Source organism: Sediminibacterium sp. FW305-C-61 (genome assembly GCF_058231065.1).
The window spans coordinates 12924-31921 of sequence record NZ_JBIQXR010000003.1; the positions used below are offsets into that span (position 1 = coordinate 12924).

The following is an 18998-nucleotide window of genomic DNA, read 5'->3' on the forward strand; positions in this document are numbered from 1 at the left end:
GATTTAGGGGAGATGCCGGTTTTCAGGCATCTTGCCTAATTTGGGCATCTTCTGTAAAGTGAATGTTGGCGTTTCTTCCTGCGTGTCTCCCTTAATTGACATGGTTATAAATAATAAACCATCTTTTATATGTCCAGGCCATTCATCTGTAATGTATTCACCTAAGCTATTTTGAGAAGTAACCATAATAAGGTTACTTTTTTTATTAAAACAATACTTTGTATCATTTATCATTAATTCTCCCATGAACCGCATACTTAATTTCGATGCGGTTGTAAAGTCAAATTCAATGCTGCCATACATCATTTTATGTATATCTATCAGCGCTTGTTTGGCGGAATCAGCACCATTGTTGTAAGCTCCTGGAAACACAGACATAGAATCAGTCAGGAAGTTAAAAAATCCATCTTCCGTTTTTACGCTAACAACTCTCCAATTACCAATTAAGCTGCTATCACATTGTGCATGAATCTCAGTAACTGAAATAAATAAGACAATAAGAAAAGCAACTTTTTTCATGTATAGTATTAGCTTAATTCCCGCAATATATAAAAAAATTTAATATTTTTTATCCCGTTGTTAAACCGTCGGTCAATCCAACCTTTTTGTCATTTATAACTTAAGTATATTGTACATCCAAAAACTGCATACATGAATAGGATCATTTCCTGCCTGCTTGGCTGCATAAGCCTCGCCAGCGTACAAGCTCAATCCAATCAACCTTACTTTTTATCAAACCCGGCTATAAGTCCGGATGGCGAAACCATCGTTTTTGCCTTTGAAGGAGATCTATGGAAAGCTGCCATTAAAGATGGTAAAGCCACCCGCATAACAGCCATGCAAGGGTATGAAACCAGTCCACGCATTTCTCCTGATGGACAATGGCTGGCATTCAGCAGCAGGCAAATGGGTAACGCTGATATTTATCTAATGCCCCTGACAGGTGGTGAAATAAAGCAGCTGACATTCCACAGCGCAAACGACGAAGTGAATAACTGGAGCTGGGATAGCAAGAAAATATATTTCACCTCTAATAGAATGGGTCAGGTTTCCGGGTTTACGGTAAATATTAATGGAGGTACGCCACAAAGATTATTCGGTAATCATTTCTTTCAGTTGGATCATGGTTTGGCTGAACATCCTTCCGGAGATATCTACTTCAACGATACCTGGGAAAGTACCAGCCAAATAGCCCGTAAGCGCTATAAGGGACCTTTTAACCCTGATATCCAGTCGTATAATATTGCCAGCAAGCAATACAAAAAACATACAGAATGGGAAGGAAAAGATTTCGCTTCAACCATCGATAAAAGTGGGAAATTGTATTTTATTTCTGATGAAGCAAATGGTGAATACAACCTTTATACATTAGAGAATGGAAAGAAAACGGCTCTTACCCGTTTCAATTCTTCTATCAAAGCTCCAGTGGTAAATGCCTCTGGTACTAAAATAGTTTTTGAACGCGATTACCAACTATGGCTTTATGATATTGCTTCAAAACGTTCAGAAAAATTAAATATCAGCCTGAACCGTAACTATGTTCTGCCAGCCGATAAAGATTATAATGTACGTGGTGCAATAACCAATATGGACGTTTCTCCTGATGGGAAAAAAATAGCTTTTACATCAAGAGGAGAAGTATTTGTAAGTGACCTTGATGGAAAATTCGTACAACAGATCAATAAAGGAAATACGGAAAGAGCAAGGGAGGTAAAGTGGATGAGCGATAATAAAACTATTCTCTTTAATCAAACTGTAGATGGTTACCTGAATTGGTTTACAGCTACAGCAGATGGATCCGCACCTGTAAAACAAATCACAAAAGATGTTAAGAATAATCGATCTGGAGTTTTAAATAAAACCAGGACCAAACTGGTTTATCTTAGTGGACGTGATGAAGTGAAACTACTTGATTTAAAAACATGGGAAAATAAAACACTGGTTAAAGATGAAATCTGGGCCATCCAGAATTCCGATCCAGGGTTTTCTCCCAATGACGAATATGTTTATTTTACTGCCATCAGAAATTTTGAGCAGGATATCTTTATCCATCACCTGAAAGATAACCGTACCATTAACCTTACAAATACTGGTATCACGGAAGCGGGTCCTGTTTGGAGCCCTGATGCAAAGTATATTTATTTTATCTCATCCCGCACCAAACCATCTTATCCATTCGGAATGCAGAATCCAAGTATCTATCGGATGCCGTTAGAGAAAATAGATGCTCCTTACCGTAGTGATAAATACGAGGCTCTTTTCAAAACAGAGAAAAAGGACACTTCGAAAAAAGAACCGGCACCTATTAAAATTGATGCTGCTAAAATTATGGATCGACTGGAGCAGGTTGGACCAAACTTCGGTTCCCAATTCCTTTTGAATGTTTTACAGAAAGGAGAAAAAACCATTGTATTGTATGTAAGTAATCATGCTGAAGGACGACCAGCTTTGTGGAAAACAACCCTTGAACCATTTGAGCAACCCAAAACAGAAAAAATTAATGGAGCTGATGCATTCAGTGTTGATTATGCGGAAGGTGGAGACAAGACTATGGTGCTGATCAACGGCTCTGTTTATAAATTGAATCTGGATGCAAATAAAGTAGACCCAGTCGCCATTTCTAAAGTATTCAGGAGAAACCTGTCTGCAGAATTTACACAAGTGTTCCAGGAAACATGGGCACATGTAAATGAAAATTTCTATGATGAAAAATTCCATGGTATAGATTGGCTGGCAACACGCAAAAAGTATGAAGTATTTTTACCTTATCTGAATACAAGAGGAGACCTGCGTACTTTGCTTGCAGACCTTTTGGGCGAATTGAACTCATCGCATCAGGGCTTCTCCTCCTCAGGTGATGAAGAGTCGGTGCAGCTTTCTAATAGAACCATGGAAACAGGGATTATCTTCGAAAACGACGATCCTTATAAAGTAAAATATGTAGTGTCAGGTAGTAATGCCGACAGGGCAACTGTTGATGTTCGCCCCGGCGACATTTTGGTAAAAGTGGATGAAGAATCGGTGGACACAAAAACAGACAGGAACTATTATTTCAGCAGACCTTCACTCGATGCTGAGTTGAACCTTACATTCAACCGCAACGGACAAACCATTACTACCAAAGTACATCCTCAGGGCTCATTATTTGCCAACCTTTCGCAGGAGTGGAGTGATATCAACCAAAAGCGTGTTGATGAAAAAACCAATAACCGTGTCGCATACCATAATATGAAAGATATGGGTACCGGTGAACTGGAAAAATTCCTGATTGATATGACACAGGATTTTTATCAGAAAGAAGCATTGATACTCGACCTGCGATATAATACGGGTGGTAATGTGCACGATGAAGTATTGAAATTTTTAAGTCAGCGTGCCTATTTACAGTGGAAATACAGGGAAGGTAAACTAACACCTCAATCCAATTTTGCACCCGCCGATAAACCAATTGTGTTATTAATCAATGAACAGTCGCTGAGTGATGCTGAGATGACATCACAGGGTTTTAAAGCACTTAAACTCGGAACCATTATCGGTATGCCGACATACAGGTGGATTATTTTCACCAGCGGTACAGGATTGGTAGACGGATCATTTGTTCGCCTGCCAAGTTGGGGATGTTATTCTTTAGACGGAAAAGACCTCGAAATTACTGGTGTTGAACCTGATATTAAAGTGCCGATGAATTTTGAGGATCGTATTAATGGACGTGACCCACAATTGGATAAGGCTATTGAAGAAATCATGAAGAAACTCAAAAAATAATCTTTCATAATCTGTGAATCTGTGGCAAAATATTTTAAGCCACAGATTCACAGATTAAGTTTAATCGGCTCTTATGTTTCATTCCATTGTTCCTTTTGAAAAGGGGACAGATTTACTTTTTCAACTCGACCTTACTGCCAATAACACAGCGGTAACCAGTGAGTTGGTAAATGATACCAATGCATTTGATGCTTATATAACTGCTTGCCGGCTGAATGCAGGTGCCCGATATGCGATTGGAGGATATAATGAGCATCGAACAGTTTATAGCAGGAGTGCTGTATTTGATACTGCAGATGAACCACGTCGCTTGCATTTGGGAGTTGATATTTGGGGAGATGCAGGTACACCTGTATTTGCACCATGCGATGGTGAAGTGCATAGTTTTGGATTCCATGAAACCTATGGAGATTACGGAGCGGTGATTATTTTAAGGCATATAATTGAAGATGCAGAGATTCATAGCTTATATGGACATCTTTCTTTAGGTGATCTGGATGGTTTGTATGAAGGAAAGCCCATAAATGGAGGCGATCAAATAGCTCATTTTGGACTACCTGAAGAAAATGGTCATTGGCCACCGCATTTGCATTTTCAGTTGATTAAAGATATGCAGGGCATAAAAGGAGATTACCCCGGCGTATGCAAATTCAGTGAGCGTATAAAATACCTCAATAATTGTCCTGATCCAGCCTTTATTTTGCGACACACATTCTAATCTCTTCTGTGGCCTTCTGTGCCCTCTGTTGCATTATTAATTGCCACTGAAGACACAGAAAGACACAGAAAGGGCAATCATTCACAATTCAATATTTAGTAGCTTTGGCCCATGTTAAACCCAAATCTTAACAGTGATTCTGGTAACCTCAGTGGTTCTGAAAAAGAATTTGAGAATGTCATTCGCCCGGCAGAAATCAATGATTTTTCAGGTCAGCCACAGTTAATTGAGAACCTTGTTATTTTTATCAAAGCTGCTAAGCTAAGGGGTGAAGCTTTGGATCATATCCTCTTTCATGGTCCACCGGGCCTGGGTAAAACCACCTTAAGCAGAATTGTTGCCAATGAACTGGGGGTAAGTATTAAAGAAACATCGGGTCCGGTTATTGAAAAACCGGGTGACCTGGCAGGACTATTAACCAACCTTCAACCCAATGATGTATTGTTTATTGATGAAATTCATCGTTTGAGTACGGTTGTAGAAGAATACTTATACGCTGCGATGGAAGATTTCAGGATCGATATTATGATTGATTCTGGTCCGAATGCTAGAAGTGTACAGATAAACCTGAATCCATTTACCCTTGTTGGTGCTACTACCAGAAGTGGATTATTAACAGCCCCATTATTGTCAAGATTTGGTATTAAGTCGAGACTGGAATATTACCAGGCTGAGACACTACAAAAAATTATTGAACGTAGTGCTGCTATATTAAACACCTCCATTCAATCAAATGCGGCATTTGAAATAGCCCGAAGAAGCAGGGGTACACCTCGTATTGCAAATGGCTTGTTGAGAAGGGTGCGCGATTTTGCTCAGGTTTTGAATGACGGTGAGATTGATTTAGGTATTACACAGCATGCCCTGAAAGCTTTGAATGTGGATGAGCATGGATTGGATGAAATGGACAACAGGATTTTATTGGCCATCATTGATAAGTTTAAGGGAGGCCCTGTTGGGTTGACTACCATAGCAACTGCAGTAGGAGAGGAAGCTGGAACTTTGGAAGAAGTATATGAACCTTTTTTGATACAGGAAGGCTTTTTACAGCGAACACCAAGAGGGAGAGAAGTTACTGCTAAAGCTTATACCCATCTTAATCGTGCTTTTAAGCAAACGGGTAATCAATCAGATTTATTTGCTTAAATAATTAAGCCACAGATTCACAGATTATGAACGATTAATCTGTGAATCTGTGGCTTAATAAATTATTGTTAGTGGTACTAAGGTGCTACCAATCTGAATCCATTCCCGTGAATATTCACGATTTCAATATTCGTATCGTCTTTCAGGTATTTGCGCAGCTTTGCGATATACACATCCATACTTCTACCATTGAAATAAGTATCACTACCCCATATTTTTTTCAGCGCACGTTCGCGGGGCAATAAATCATTTTTATGTTCGGCAAGCATTTTCAATAACTCATTCTCTTTAGGAGAAAGTGTTTGCGTGCTATCGCCGGTTTTCAACTCACGTAACTTTGGATTAAAATGGTATTTACCCAGATCAAACTCAATATTTTCATTGGTTTTGTTTTCTTCTTCGTTACGCTTAAGGATAGCCCTGATTTTTAACAATAAAACTTCACTGTCAAAAGGTTTAGTGATATAATCATCAGCGCCAAGTTTGTAGCCCTGGATAATATCTTCTTTCATGGTTTTAGCACTGAGGAAGAACAGAGGAATATCCGGATCTACATCACGAATTTCTTCAGCAAGGGTAAATCCATCCATATTGGGCATCATTACATCTAGGAGGCAGATATCATATTTCTCCCTTTGAAATGCAGCAAGCCCTAATCGTCCATCGCGTTCCAGTGTTACATCGTAATCGTTCAGTTCCAGATAGTTCTTTAATACCATACCCAGATTGGTATCGTCTTCGCACAAGAGTATCTTAAATTTTTTCTTGTCTTCCATGGTTCTAAAATTTATGTAAATAAAGATAATTCACTACTACTTAACATCCTATAGTCTGCAATCTTTTGTTAAAGGTGGGGTAATAGGTGCTGGGTACTAGGTACTGGGTATTAGGTATTAGGTGTTAGGTGTTAGGTGGTGCTTGTGGTCGATGAGTACATTTATTCATAATAACCTCTTCTCAGTACCCAATACCTATTACCTAGCACCTAACACCTAACGCCTAACCCCTACTCCCAACCGCTTATCCGTTAAGGTCCTTAAAAATGCAACCAGGTCGGCTTTTTCTTGTTTGTTCAGACCTAAAGGGGCCCCCATGGTACTATCCATATTAATCGGATTCAATACAAAAGCTCCGGGGTTATTGTAATATTCTATTACTTCTTCAAGGGTTTGAAACATGCCATTATGCATATAAGGAGCAGTAAGTGCTATATTCCGTAGTCCTGGAGTTTTGAATTTTCCAAGGTCTTCTTTTTTTCTGGTGATCAGGTATCTGCCCGAGTCTTTCAAAGCATATCCGTCGAATAATCCAATATTTTTAAACTGGTCATCGGTAAAATCTGGCCCTCTGTGACAATCGAAACATTTGGTTTTTTCACTGATGAATAATTTTCTTCCTCTTTCTTCCGAATCAGTAAATGCGATGATATCATCTATATAGGCATCGAATCTACTGCTGTCTGTTTCCAGCGTTTTCTCAAAAGCTGCGAAAGCGGCACCCAGGTTATATTTATTGGGGGTTGTTTTGAAGATACGCAGAAACAGTTTTTTATACTCGGCATTTGTATTTAATCGCTTTACCGCTTCGTCAATCGATAATCCCATTTCATCAGGATGTGCAATAGGCATCAGTGCCTGTTCTTCCAGTGATTTGGCACGACCATCCCAGAAAAAATAGGGGCGGTTTTTCATGTTCAAAACAGAAGGTGTATTTCGAAGGGTTGATCTTCCTTCAATTCCTATGCTGAAAGCCAAAGTATCAGCAAAGCCAAATTCAGGCAGGTGACAACTTGCACAACTTATACTATTGTCTTTTGAGAGAATTTTGTCGTTAAAGAGTTTTTTACCCAGTGCAGCTTTTGTATTAACAGGCGGCGGTGAAGTATAGGCAGCTAGGATGATTCCTGAAAACATTATAACCAGGATGGCTGCAATAGTCTGCTTCATGTTACAAAAATACTGAATCACCCGATTTTCATTTTCTGTTTTATTTTTACGGATTCAAATAAGGATAAACAGCTGTATTATGTTACTTACATCAGACAATAAATTCAAAAAACTCATTGTAATTGGCGACAGGGTACTGGTACGACCATCCAAACCTGATGAACAAACAGCGAGCGGTTTGTACCTGCCACCCGGTGTTCAGGAGAAAGAGAAAGTACAACAGGGGTATATCATTAAAACAGGTCCTGGGTACGCTATTCCAATGCCCGTTGATGAAGAACCCTGGAAAACAGATGAGGAACAGGTAAAATATGTGCCCTTACAGGCAAAGGAAGGAGATTTAGCAATATTTCTGGTCAGCGGTGCTACGGAAGTGATGTATGAACAGGAGAAATATTTTATCGTGCCACAGAGTGCTATATTATTGTTGGAAAGGGAGGAGGAGCTTTGAGCTGTTAGCCTTTAGCTATAATGCATTAGCTTTTAGCAGATGTTGATGTGAATGGGTTTTCTATTTAATATTTAATGGTTTATTTTTAAATCAATAATTTTTACAAAAGCTAATAGCTAAAGGCTCATAGCTAACTGCCAAAAGCCCGGTTTTCCTTAACTTCCAAATCTGAATCCCATAAATCATACCATCAAAAAATCATTATGTCAGATCAGCAGGTATTTGTAGACGCAATTAACGCGGGATATGGTTTTAAAGGCGAGCAGGTAAAAATAGGAGTGGCCATGTTAAATGGTGAAGTAGTACCTGGTGCTGATATAAAGCTGCCACTTAAAACCATGAATCGACATGGTTTGATTGCCGGTGCAACCGGAACAGGGAAAACAAAAACTTTGCAACTTTTGAGCGAGGCCCTGAGCGATAATAGCGTACCTGTGTTATTGATGGATATTAAAGGTGATTTGAGTGGTGTTGCTGCTGCAGGACAAGCAAACGAAAAACTAACGGCACGAAGTGAAAAACTTGGCGTTCCTTTTGTACCTAATTCATTTCCTGTTGAACTGCTCACTTTAAGTAATGAAAAGGGAGTTCGGTTAAGGGCTACTGTAAGTGAGTTTGGTCCGGTTTTATTAAGTAAGATTCTTGGTTTGAATGATACACAGGGAGGTTTGGTAGCTATGATTTTTAAATATTGTGACGACCATAAAATGCCCTTGCTAAACCTGAAAGATTTCATCAAAATACTTCAATACATAGGTAATGAAGGCAAGGCTGAAATAGAGAAGGAATATGGTAAAATTTCAACAACTTCAACAGGTACCATATTGCGGAAAATTATTGAACTTCAGCAACAAGGTGCAGATATTTTCTTTGGAGAAAAAAGTTTTGAAACCGATGACCTCATGCGAATCAGCGATGATGGCAGGGGAATGATTAACGTTTTGCGTGTAACTGATATGCAAGACAGGCCAAAACTGTTTTCCACTTTTATGTTGCAACTACTGGCTGAATTATATGCCAGTTGCCCGGAAGAAGGAGACCTCGACAAACCTAAACTGGTTATTTTCATTGACGAAGCACACTTGGTTTTCAATGAAGCTTCCGATGCCTTATTACAGCAGATTGAAACAGTGATTAAACTAATTCGCTCTAAAGGAGTGGGTATTTTTTTCTGCACCCAGAATCCTCAGGATATTCCTGCCTCTATACTAAGTCAATTGGGTATGAAAATCCAACATGCATTGCGAGCTTTTACTGCTGCGGATAGAAAGACAATCAAGCAGGCGGCTGAGAATTTTCCAGAAACCGCTTTTTATAAAACAGATGAGCTGTTAACACAAATGGGAATTGGGGAGGCGCTGGTAACCCTTTTAAATGAAAAAGGAATACCTACACCACTGGCACATGTTATGCTATGTGCACCTCGTAGTAGAATGGATATTTTAACGGAACAGGAAATCAACCAATTAACGAGTTCCAGTAAACTGGTGGCAAAATACAGTCAGGAAATCGACAGTCATAGCGCCTATGAAATATTAACCGACAAACTGGAAGAAGCTGCAGCAAGGAGTCAGGAAGTTGAAACGATGACGGAAAAAACAACAGGTAGAAAAAAACAGGATGACAGTTTTTTTGATAACCCTGTGGTTAAGCAGGTTGGAAGAACAGCAGCAAGCATAATCACCAGAAGTCTATTAGGCGCATTGGGATTAGGAGGGCGCTCCAGTTCAAAGACCAGAAGAAGGAGTTAAATGAATATTTCCGGATTCGTTTATTGTTATTAGTCCTTCACTTTGTAGAAAGTCAAGCACTACCCACCATTTTTCGCCCGAAATGTTTTTCATGGATGCGAATAATTGATCAATGGTGCAGTCGCCTTTTCTTAATTGCTGTTGAATGTTTGTTTCAAGTAAACTGAATTCTTCAACGGAAAGATTTTTCTTCTTTTTAGCTAAACAGTTATCACAGATACCACACTCGCGGATGGTTTTGTCACCGAAATAAATGCCGATAAACTGGCTGCGACAAGCTTCATTATCTCTCAGGTACCGGATCATGTCGTGTACTCGTTTTTTGAACTGTTCTTTTCTTTTAAAATATGCATCATGATCTATGTGAAGGTACTTAGCTGGTGCCCGATTTAAAAGATAATGAATTTGAGGTGTTTCTTTTTGTGGTAAATAAGTAATTACACCGTATGCCATTAATTCGCGTAATTGTTTTTTTACTGTTTCAACGGGTAGTCTGGTTAGTTTTGCGAGTTGTGATTCAAAAACAGAGACCTGGTTGTCGAAAATGCCTTCATATCCCCTGAGCAAACTTCTGATAGTAAGTTCCAGTGTCGGGTGAGCATTTTCAAAATTGTACAAAGCGTCTTTGTCGATGGTAAACTGAACTTGTGAGGGGAGGAAAATATTTTCTGCATAGCTGATATGTCCTTCCTGCTCCAGCACTTTCAGTGTGTTGACGGTGGTGATCAGGTCGAATTTAAAGCGGTCTGCAAATTCCCTGATATCAAAATCATAATAAGCCCCTTCTCCTGAGCCTACGGGCAATTGAAAAAAATCGGCCAATGCCTGGTAAATGGATTGTATAATCGGAATAGCTGGGTAACGCTTTTCTGGTAATTGTTCTAGTTGGTAAAGGTCGTCTTGCTGGAATAATGATACGGCAAATGCCCTATTTCCATCCCGACCAGCGCGACCTGCTTCCTGATAATAATTTTCCAGGCAGTCAGGAATATTAAAATGTATCACCGAACGAACGCCCGATTTATCGATTCCCATTCCAAATGCGTTGGTACAAACCATGATCCTTATTTCATTGTTGATCCATCTGGTTTGTTTAACTGTTCTTTCATCCTGTGATAGACCGGCATGGTAAAAATCAGCGGATAAGCCATGCAACTGTAATAAGGAACTGACTTCTTTGGTAAGTTTTCTGCTGTTACAATATACAATGCTGCTACCCGCAACGTTATGGAGTATTTGTATCAGTTTATTGATTTTGCTTTCAACTGGGAAACAACTGTAAGACAAAGCAGGTCTTTCAAATGATTGCCGGAAGAGATGGAAGTCTTTGAATTGTAATTTCCGGATAATATCTTCCTGAACTATTTCAGTAGCTGAAGCGGTAAGGGCGATTACTGGTACATTACTCAGTTCTTTTCGTAGTTGGGCAATGCGAATATAAGGTGGTCTGAAATCATACCCCCATTGCGAAATACAATGCGCTTCATCTACCGCTATCAATGATATATCTAAAGCAGGTAAGTATTCCTGAAACAGGGTTGATTCTATTCTTTCCGGTGACAGATAAAGAAATTTAAAATCTCCACGAACTGCTTTTTGTAATGTGTTTTTTACTTCTGCATAACTCATGCCGCTATTTAGTGAGGCGGCAGGAATTCCTTTATCCAATAAATGTGTAACCTGGTCGCGCATGAGTGCGATAAGCGGACTAATTACTATACACATACCATCCATCAACATGGCCGGTACCTGGAAGCAGATTGATTTTCCGCCACCGGTTGGTAAAAGTGCTAATGTGTCTTTCCCCTCCATCACAGACTGAATGATATCTTCCTGCATAGGCCGGAAGCTATTGTGTCCCCAGTATTTTTTTAAAATATCGATTGGAGTAATCATGGAAAAGAATGAAGTGATCAAAAATACGGGGAAATATCAGATGTCAGATGGCAGATGTCAGATGGCTGATAGCTGATGTCTGATGTCTGATTTGAAGGGATTGCCTTCGCCATTGTTGGTCGCCTCCGCCATTTTTGGTCGCCTGACCAACAATAGTTACACAGAGAGGGTGTTCGCTTTATATATGTGCACTTAGTATTTATGCGGGCAGCAAAATGAATCATAGGTATCGAATTAGTTTGTAGTTGGTCAGGCGACCAACTACGGTAGAAGATTTTGCCTGTTGTTAGAAATTAATCTGATTTAACCGTATATTAGTATATCATGTTAAAATATCGACTATTCTTTTTTGGAGGGTTGTTATTACTAATATTGATATTAGCTGATGTTGCGTGGTGGATTGCTAATTTTACAGAAACAATATCCTACGAAGAGAATACAAAAAAATACCTCAGTCGCTTTCCGGCTTTTTTACAAAACGCAAGACTTACCACCGTTATTGAAATAGGTATACTATCTATAGCGCTTGTTGGATTTTGGAAGTCTAAGCAGGCAAATTATTTAAGAAAAGTAGCTGTACTATTATTTGCCTTAACCTCAGTTGTATTATTTTGGTTATTATTTACCCTTATGTGAAATATATTTTCTTATTTATTCTAACACATCAATAAATAAATTTGCCAAGCTCCTATTTCAATATTATTAATTGCATGGATAAAAAAATTGCAATAAGGTATCTGATATGTCTTTTTTGTTTGAGTTTTGTTTTAAGTGGATATGCACAGGAAAAGCGGCAGAAAACTTATGTACATGCGTCGGCTGGTTTTTTCAGGGGATCTACAAATAGTGATAATATTACTAATACTCCATTTATGCTGGATTTCAAAATAGGGGGTTTTCTGGGGGATAAAGATGTAATTGGTTTACAAATCTCTACGAGTACACAAAGTATTCCGACAAAGGGAACTACAAGATCCGTTTATATTGCTGATTTTGGATTGCCAGAAACATACGGTAGACTGACACATAAGTATACTGCAGTTGGTATGTTTTATGATCATTTTTTTTCGATTGGTAAAAAGATCGACATCTTTCCTTCAGCTTATTTACAATACCTGGAGTACAGGGCAGAAGACAAAGGCAATATTATTGTAGTAACTGATTCATCCAGAACTTATTTAAATAAAATTGAGAACAGTTTTAAAGGTAGGGTAGGCATAAATTTAAATTTGCAATACGCACTAAATAAATCTACTTCTGTAACGCTCCGTTTTGTTCAGTTTGATTGTAAACTATGGGATCATACAAAACAGAATCTTTCATTGGAAATGCCTTTATTAGTGGGGGTTAGGTGGATACTACGGTAGAATAGTTGAGCATTAACTCCCGCTGTTGTTGTTTAGGCGACCAACAACGCGTGGGTTATTCTTTTCCTTTCATATTCCTTATTTCTCTGTTCCTTATTCCTCTGTTCTCTCACCCTGCCCATCCTTCACGATCCAGGCTTCGATAATGAATCGCTTCCGCCAAATGCTCCGGCTGTATATCAGCACTATCAGCCAAATCAGCAATCGTTCTGCTCACTTTTAAAATGCGATCATAAGCTCGTGCACTCAGGTTTAGCTTTTCCATGGCACGCTTGAGTAAGTTTTCTCCCACATTGCTGATCCGGCAAATTTCCCTGAGTTGTTTACTGCTCATCTGTGCGTTGGCGTACACGCCATTCTCGCCATTATAACGGGTTGCCTGTATTTCTCTTGCTTTGATGACACGTTCACGAATCGCTGCTGAATCTTCTCCGTTTTGTTGATTGCTCAGTTCACTGAAAGCAACAGGTGTAACTTCTACATGCAGATCAATCCTGTCTAATAAGGGACCGGAAACTTTGTTTAAATATTTCTGCACAATACCCGGTCCGCAGGTACATTCTTTTTCAGGGTGGTTGTAGTATCCACAAGGGCAAGGATTCATCGAAGCTATCAACATGAAATTCGCTGGAAAATCCAGGGCAATTTTAGCCCTCGATATAGTTACCCTTCTTTCCTCCATGGGCTGACGCATCACTTCAAGAACGGTTCTTTTAAATTCTGGCAACTCATCTAAGAATAAAACACCATTATGTGCTAAAGATATTTCACCCGGCTGCGGAACACCACCACCACCTACAAGGGCAACATCACTAATGGTATGATGCGGTGACCTGAAAGGCCGCTTACTAATCAGTGCACTATGCTCAGGAAGCTTACCAGCGACACTATGAATTTTTGTTGTTTCCAGTGCTTCCTGCAAACTAAGCGGTGGCAGAATGGTTGGTAAACGTTTTGCCAGCATAGTCTTACCCGCCCCCGGCGGACCAATTAAAATAGCGTTATGTCCACCAGCCGCCGCAATCTCCAATGCCCGTTTGATGTTTTCCTGTCCCTTTACGTCTGTAAAATCAAATTCAAATTGGTACTGGTCATTGAAAAATTCTTCACGGGTATTAACAACTACAGGTTGAAGGCTGTTTTCATCTTTAAAAAATTCCACAACCGTCTTAAGATGATCAACACCATAAACCTGCAGGTTATTTACCATTCCCGCTTCCCGGGCATTCGCCATAGGTACTATCAATCCTTTATAACCCTCTTTTCTGGCTTGAATGGCAATGGGTAAAGCTCCTTTAATCGGTTGTATACTTCCATCCAGACTCAATTCTCCCATGATTACATAATCTTTCAAAGCATCGGCATTATCTAATTGCTCACTCGCACCGAGAATACCTAAAGCTATCGGAAGGTCAAAAGATGAACCTGATTTTCTGATGTCTGCCGGAGCAAGATTTACCACCAGTTTAATCCGAGGCATATCGTACCCATTGGTTTTAATGGCACTCTCTGTGCGCTGTAAGCTTTCCCTGACTGCATTATCAGGTAACCCAACAATCTGGTAGCCCTGCCCTGCACTCACATTTACTTCAACTGTTATCGTAATGGCCTCAACACCATAAACAGCACTACCAAAAGTTTTTACAAGCATGAATGAAATTCAAAAGTGAAAAATAAAAATTCAAAACGAGGGTAAGATAGGGAAGAGTAGGAAAGAAAAAATGAAATGAGGGGAAATACGGGGGACTTATACTTGAAAATGGCAGATGTCAGATGGCAGATCTCAGATTTGTATGTCGGAATTGATGGATTACAAGAGGGTCGCAGTGGAAGTTGATATTTTTGATTTAAAAAATGGATAGACAAATACTTGAGCAACGAACAAAGCAATTTCATATTGAGGTGATCAGATTATGTTTATTGTTACCTAAGAATAATGTGGGGTATGAAATAGGAAAACAACTCATTCGATCAGCTGGCTCTGTAGCTGCTAATTATAGGTCGTCTAAGAGGGCAAAATCTATGTTAGATTTTATTTATAAAATTGAAATTGTCTTGGAGGAGGCAGATGAATCATTATACTGGCTACAAGTAATAAAAGAGGCAGCGTTAATTCATGATCAAAATACCAAATCATTGATTCAAGAAGCCCATGAACTAACTGCCATATTCTCCGCAACAACCAAAACCGCCAAAAGCAAAATAAAAAAATAAATCTGACATCTGCCATCTGACATCCAACAATCTCCTCCCTACAGTTTCTGCAACAACTCCACCACTCCCTCTTTTCTTAAAATCAAGTATCCAAGTCTGTCGTTGCTGATGCCTTCTTTGAGTTGGTAGCTGAAAATTAGTTGATCGTCACTAACACTTGTTTCGAAATAACGGAACTGGATATTGCTATGCTGTTGTAAAGCATCACCAATTTCATATAAGTGAGTGGATAGAATAAATAGTACATTTTTCATTTTTCGTAATCCCTCTATCACAGTACTGCTGCATTTCATGGCATCTTGTACATTGGTGCCTTTGAAGAGTTCGTCTATGAGAATAAGCCAGTTCTTTCCATCACTTATTTTTTGAATAGTATTTCTGATTCTCTGTACCTCATTAAAGAAATAACTTTCTCCTTTGATGATATTATCTACAACATTGATATTACTTAATAAGCCATCGAATAAACTCATTTGCATTTTTTGAGCGGGTACGCCCATACCCAGATGCGCCAGGTAAACACTTACGCCTACAGCTTTGATAAAAGTGCTTTTACCAGCCATATTAGCTCCGGTGAGGAAGAGGAAATTTTTTTCGCGGCTTAACTCTACGTCATATGATACCGGTATCTGTAATAATGGGTGATATAAGGCTGATGCTTCTACGTAAGGCTGCTCAGATTTCCGGATTTCAGGAAAGCAGAATGCATATTTTTTACAGGCAATACTTAATGAAAGAAATGCATCAATCCTGCTGTAAATGTCAATCAGTTCAAAGAACTGATTTTTGTAGTGAGATCGCACAAAATCTGCATAGCTGAGTATTTTCCAGTTACTCAATCCTTCTTTACTTGCATGGCCCATTTCGGGGATCATGCCCTTGTTCAACAGCATTTCTATCCGATCAGCCCAAATGCGTAAATGCTTGCTGGTAGCATTATCTTTAAGCAGCTGAACAATTTCTTGCATTCCTTTTACAAAATCTATGCAATGACTAATCGTATACCTCGTTAAAGAAAAATCAGGGGCATTAAATAGTTTGTAAATAAAGCTGCTGAACGCATTAGGTTGTGTCGGATATTTATTAATCTGTGATTCATAAAACCTGGCAATTACCATGATGGTACCATTGGTGATGGTAATTGGCCAACGATCAATTAAAGGAATGAGATCACGAATAGTTTGCTGATTGTTTTCAATCGCCTCAACTGTAGATAAAGGCTTGGCCACCACGTCATAGAGATATTCCCTACCACCAGTTGTTTGTGTATGATCCAAAAAATGAACAACGGATAATTCTTCCTCACTATGAAATATGGAAAGATCGGCAAGTGTAGTTTTGTCTATCTGCATCTGTTAAAGTTAAGAAAGTCCGGAAGTCGGAAAGACCGGAAGTCCGAAAGATGAAGGTTTATTTTTTAATAAGCTACTGTTTAAAAAGTTTTAGTAACTAAACAATCGAGAAAAAGCTTAGCATGATAATGTATACGTATGGATTGGACAGGGACTTTCTTGATTATGATGATTTATCATGAAAGATCATGAAAATCTGTGTTCCATACTCACCCTTCCATGTCTGTGGTTAAACAAAAACATACAGCAATACAAGGAAGGGATCTATACACCATCTACATAACTTCCGGACTTCCGGTCATCGGACTTTCCGACTTAACCTCTATCGCTCAAACCCCAACCTCATCCCTTTCTTAGATTCATCAAATACCCCTTTTCCATATACAGGATGACCATTTACAAAAGTATATTCAACAGTAGCTGGTATAAATTGTCCTTCTAAAGGGCTCCATCCACATTTATAGAGAATATTATCTTTCTGAATAGTATAACCTTCATTCATGTTAACCAGTACTAGGTCAGCATAATAACCTTCCCTGATAAAGCCCCGGTCCTTTATCTGAAAACAGGTTGCTACTGCATGACTCATCTTCTCTACCACTTTCTCAATACTGATCTTTCCTTCTTTTACATAGTGCAGCATTAGTCCAAGGGAATGTTGCACCAACGGTAAGCCTGCATGTGCATGTTCATAGTCTTCCAGCTTCTCAGCCCAGGTATGTGGGGCATGATCGGTGGCGATAACATCCAGGCGATCGTCGAGTAATGCTTCCCAAAGAGCTTTACGGTTATGCGGCGCTTTAATTGCAGGATTGCATTTAATCTGGTTGCCCAGTCTAGCATAATCATCACTGGTAAAATGCAGGTGGTGCACACATACTTCAGAAGTGATTCTTTTTTCTGCCAGTGGCAGCATATTGCCAAATAGCTGTAACTCTTTTTCAGTGGTGATATGTAGTATATGCAAACGGGTATTATATTTCTTAGCGTATTGTATGGCTTTGAAAGATGATTCAAAGCAAGCATCTTCGTTTCTTATGATTGGGTGATCTGCAGGCTCCAGTATTCCTTTCTTTGCTTTTAGTGCCTGGAAATTTTGTTTGATGATACTTTCTTCTTCGCAATGCGTGGCAATCAATAATTCAGACCCTGCAAATACTTTTTCCAACACCAGCGGATTATCTACCAGCAGGTTGCCGGTGGATGATCCCATAAATATTTTTACACCACATATCTCGTTCTTCTTATCATTGGTACGTAATATCTCTTCCAGGTTATCATTGGATGTTCCCATGAAGAAGGAATAATTAGCCAGCGAAGTATTCTTTCCTGTTTCATATTTCTGCTCCAATAAATCATGGGTAAATGCCGGTGGACTGGTATTCGGCATTTCCATAAAACTGGTTACACCTCCGGCAACTGCGGCTTTAGCTTCGGTGTAGATGGTTGCTTTATGGGTTAAACCTGGTTCCCGAAAATGTACCTGGTCATCTATTACGCCTGGTAATAATAATTGGTTACTGCCATCTATTTCAATGGCATTTATAGCTGGACTCAGGTTGGCGCCGATTTGTTCGATACGTGCATTCCTGATCCATACATCGCCATAAGTTATACTGCCTTCGTTTACGATGCCAGCATTTTTAATGATATAATCCTTCATAACAAAGATTGCCTTTGTGGCAAGCAATGCAATTTATTACATCATTCTCACTAAACCTTAATCTTCGAGGTGAATGGAGAAAATGATCATGCGCGACTGTATTTTGTCGAGCACATTAGAGAAGCGCAGGGTAGGGTCGTATTGATGGATATTGGACAACCCATAACTGAATTTTATTTCCGGAGATACGGTAACAAAAGGCAGGTAAAAGTTGAAGCCAATGCCAGCCTCAAAACCAAAATCATTTCTTTTCAGCTTTAATAGATCTTCAGATAATCGGGCTGCTGAATTGGAAGAAAGATCCGTATCCAACTTAATACCACCAAGCAGGTATGTTTTAAAATTGCCAATTCTATCTGAATTGAATTTAAAATGAAGGGGTAAGCTGATCAGGGTAGCCGGCAGTGTTTGTCTTTGAAGCGCCGCTTCTCCAGGTCGGGGTTTACCCAAACTATAATCAATGTATTTTGACCCGCCGATAATTAGTTGGGGGTTTGCACGGAACTCAAGGTGGTCGGTCATTTTTACCGTGGCTAGTAATCCCATGGTAATACCACCACTAGAACCAGGTCGTACCGCCAGAATCGAATCGTTTTGTAAAAAAAGAGGCGATTTCTGCTGGTGCAAAAAGGAGCTGTTATAGCCTAGGGTAAGACCAAAATAATAAGGCAGGTCATCGTGGTTTGGACGATAACGCTGTTTCTGTGCCATAACAGCCAGTGTACAGGT

16 protein-coding genes are annotated in these 18998 nt (G+C 39.4%); 8 read left to right on the forward strand and 8 right to left on the reverse strand.

The window, feature by feature from the left end; genetic code table 11:
* Positions 1 to 3: 3 nt before the first annotated feature.
* Positions 4 to 519, reverse strand: coding sequence for a hypothetical protein (locus ACH30E_RS09045; protein WP_490824537.1), 516 nt, complete (start codon positions 517 to 519; stop codon positions 4 to 6).
* 132 nt (positions 520 to 651) lie between these two features.
* Between ACH30E_RS09045 and ACH30E_RS09050 the strand changes: the two genes are divergently transcribed.
* From ACH30E_RS09050 to ruvB, 3 genes are all read left to right on the forward strand, one after another.
* Positions 652 to 3765 carry a S41 family peptidase gene (locus ACH30E_RS09050; protein ID WP_490824538.1) on the forward strand — a complete coding sequence of 1038 codons (3114 nt, stop codon included), beginning with the start codon at positions 652 to 654 and terminating at the stop codon, positions 3763 to 3765.
* Positions 3766 to 3838: 73 nt separating this feature from the next.
* A complete protein-coding gene (locus tag ACH30E_RS09055) occupies positions 3839 to 4483 on the forward strand; it encodes a peptidoglycan DD-metalloendopeptidase family protein (protein ID WP_490824539.1) in 645 nt (214 codons plus the stop codon).
* Between the two features lie 111 nt (positions 4484 to 4594).
* Positions 4595 to 5629 carry a Holliday junction branch migration DNA helicase RuvB gene (gene ruvB / locus ACH30E_RS09060; RefSeq protein WP_294996380.1) on the forward strand — a complete coding sequence of 345 codons (1035 nt, stop codon included), beginning with the start codon at positions 4595 to 4597 and terminating at the stop codon, positions 5627 to 5629.
* A gap of 77 nt (positions 5630 to 5706) precedes the next feature.
* On the opposite strand, the gene ACH30E_RS09065 is transcribed toward ruvB, so the two are convergent.
* Both ACH30E_RS09065 and ACH30E_RS09070 read right to left on the reverse strand, forming a co-directional pair.
* Complete coding sequence (locus ACH30E_RS09065) at positions 5707 to 6405, reverse strand: response regulator transcription factor (protein WP_294996383.1); 699 nt, start codon at positions 6403 to 6405, stop codon at positions 5707 to 5709.
* Between the two features lie 216 nt (positions 6406 to 6621).
* Positions 6622 to 7575, reverse strand: a complete 954-nt coding sequence (locus ACH30E_RS09070) for a cytochrome-c peroxidase (RefSeq protein WP_490824540.1) — start codon at positions 7573 to 7575, stop codon at positions 6622 to 6624.
* A gap of 79 nt (positions 7576 to 7654) precedes the next feature.
* Here ACH30E_RS09070 and ACH30E_RS09075 point away from each other — a divergent pair, with 79 nt between their 5' ends.
* Both ACH30E_RS09075 and ACH30E_RS09080 read left to right on the forward strand, forming a co-directional pair.
* Entirely contained in the window at positions 7655 to 8026 is a 372-nt protein-coding gene (locus ACH30E_RS09075; protein ID WP_294996389.1) for a co-chaperone GroES, read from the forward strand.
* 203 nt (positions 8027 to 8229) lie between these two features.
* Entirely contained in the window at positions 8230 to 9777 is a 1548-nt protein-coding gene (locus ACH30E_RS09080; protein ID WP_490824541.1) for a helicase HerA-like domain-containing protein, read from the forward strand.
* Here the strand turns inward: ACH30E_RS09080 and ACH30E_RS09085 are convergent.
* Complete coding sequence (locus tag ACH30E_RS09085; RefSeq protein ID WP_294996393.1) at positions 9754 to 11673, reverse strand: RecQ family ATP-dependent DNA helicase; 1920 nt, start codon at positions 11671 to 11673, stop codon at positions 9754 to 9756. The two genes, ACH30E_RS09080 and ACH30E_RS09085, sit on opposite strands and share 24 nt — an antisense overlap.
* A gap of 324 nt (positions 11674 to 11997) precedes the next feature.
* Here ACH30E_RS09085 and ACH30E_RS09090 point away from each other — a divergent pair, with 324 nt between their 5' ends.
* Both ACH30E_RS09090 and ACH30E_RS09095 read left to right on the forward strand, forming a co-directional pair.
* On the forward strand, positions 11998 to 12309 hold the full coding sequence (locus ACH30E_RS09090) for a hypothetical protein (protein ID WP_490824542.1): 312 nt from the start codon (positions 11998 to 12000) through the stop codon (positions 12307 to 12309).
* A 74-nt stretch (positions 12310 to 12383) separates the two neighbouring features.
* Positions 12384 to 13040 carry a hypothetical protein gene (locus ACH30E_RS09095; protein WP_490824543.1) on the forward strand — a complete coding sequence of 219 codons (657 nt, stop codon included), beginning with the start codon at positions 12384 to 12386 and terminating at the stop codon, positions 13038 to 13040.
* A gap of 109 nt (positions 13041 to 13149) precedes the next feature.
* On the opposite strand, the gene ACH30E_RS09100 is transcribed toward ACH30E_RS09095, so the two are convergent.
* Complete coding sequence (locus ACH30E_RS09100; protein ID WP_490824545.1) at positions 13150 to 14691, reverse strand: YifB family Mg chelatase-like AAA ATPase; 1542 nt, start codon at positions 14689 to 14691, stop codon at positions 13150 to 13152.
* Positions 14692 to 14894: 203 nt separating this feature from the next.
* Here ACH30E_RS09100 and ACH30E_RS09105 point away from each other — a divergent pair, with 203 nt between their 5' ends.
* Positions 14895 to 15254, forward strand: coding sequence for a four helix bundle protein (locus ACH30E_RS09105; RefSeq protein WP_490824547.1), 360 nt, complete (start codon positions 14895 to 14897; stop codon positions 15252 to 15254).
* 38 nt (positions 15255 to 15292) lie between these two features.
* On the opposite strand, the gene ACH30E_RS09110 is transcribed toward ACH30E_RS09105, so the two are convergent.
* From ACH30E_RS09110 to porT, 3 genes are all read right to left on the reverse strand, one after another.
* Positions 15293 to 16606 (reverse strand): MutS-related protein, encoded by a 1314-nt coding sequence (locus tag ACH30E_RS09110; protein WP_490824548.1) that lies wholly within the window; start codon positions 16604 to 16606, stop codon positions 15293 to 15295.
* 322 nt (positions 16607 to 16928) lie between these two features.
* Positions 16929 to 18269 (reverse strand): dihydroorotase, encoded by a 1341-nt coding sequence (locus ACH30E_RS09115; protein ID WP_490824549.1) that lies wholly within the window; start codon positions 18267 to 18269, stop codon positions 16929 to 16931.
* Positions 18270 to 18326: 57 nt separating this feature from the next.
* Positions 18327 to 18980: a type IX secretion/gliding motility protein PorT/SprT gene (porT, locus tag ACH30E_RS09120; protein WP_294996410.1), complete on the reverse strand. Its 654-nt coding sequence runs from the start codon at positions 18978 to 18980 to the stop codon at positions 18327 to 18329.
* Positions 18981 to 18998: the final 18 nt, after the last annotated feature.

Coding starts and splice junctions, on each gene's coding strand:
- ACH30E_RS09100 (WP_490824545.1), bottom strand. CDS start 14,691: ATGCTTGTAAAAACTTTTGGTAGTGCTGTTTATGGTGTTGAGGCCATT.
- ACH30E_RS09095 (WP_490824543.1), top strand. CDS start 12,384: ATGGATAAAAAAATTGCAATAAGGTATCTGATATGTCTTTTTTGTTTG.
- ruvB (WP_294996380.1), top strand. CDS start 4,595: ATGTTAAACCCAAATCTTAACAGTGATTCTGGTAACCTCAGTGGTTCT.
- ACH30E_RS09070 (WP_490824540.1), bottom strand. CDS start 7,575: ATGAAGCAGACTATTGCAGCCATCCTGGTTATAATGTTTTCAGGAATC.
- ACH30E_RS09065 (WP_294996383.1), bottom strand. CDS start 6,405: ATGGAAGACAAGAAAAAATTTAAGATACTCTTGTGCGAAGACGATACC.
- ACH30E_RS09045 (WP_490824537.1), bottom strand. CDS start 519: ATGAAAAAAGTTGCTTTTCTTATTGTCTTATTTATTTCAGTTACTGAG.
- ACH30E_RS09080 (WP_490824541.1), top strand. CDS start 8,230: ATGTCAGATCAGCAGGTATTTGTAGACGCAATTAACGCGGGATATGGT.
- ACH30E_RS09115 (WP_490824549.1), bottom strand. CDS start 18,269: ATGAAGGATTATATCATTAAAAATGCTGGCATCGTAAACGAAGGCAGT.
- ACH30E_RS09090 (WP_490824542.1), top strand. CDS start 11,998: ATGTTAAAATATCGACTATTCTTTTTTGGAGGGTTGTTATTACTAATA.
- porT (WP_294996410.1), bottom strand. CDS start 18,980: ATGGCACAGAAACAGCGTTATCGTCCAAACCACGATGACCTGCCTTAT.
- ACH30E_RS09050 (WP_490824538.1), top strand. CDS start 652: ATGAATAGGATCATTTCCTGCCTGCTTGGCTGCATAAGCCTCGCCAGC.
- ACH30E_RS09110 (WP_490824548.1), bottom strand. CDS start 16,606: ATGCAGATAGACAAAACTACACTTGCCGATCTTTCCATATTTCATAGT.
- ACH30E_RS09085 (WP_294996393.1), bottom strand. CDS start 11,673: ATGATTACTCCAATCGATATTTTAAAAAAATACTGGGGACACAATAGC.
- ACH30E_RS09075 (WP_294996389.1), top strand. CDS start 7,655: ATGTTACTTACATCAGACAATAAATTCAAAAAACTCATTGTAATTGGC.
- ACH30E_RS09105 (WP_490824547.1), top strand. CDS start 14,895: ATGGATAGACAAATACTTGAGCAACGAACAAAGCAATTTCATATTGAG.
- ACH30E_RS09055 (WP_490824539.1), top strand. CDS start 3,839: ATGTTTCATTCCATTGTTCCTTTTGAAAAGGGGACAGATTTACTTTTT.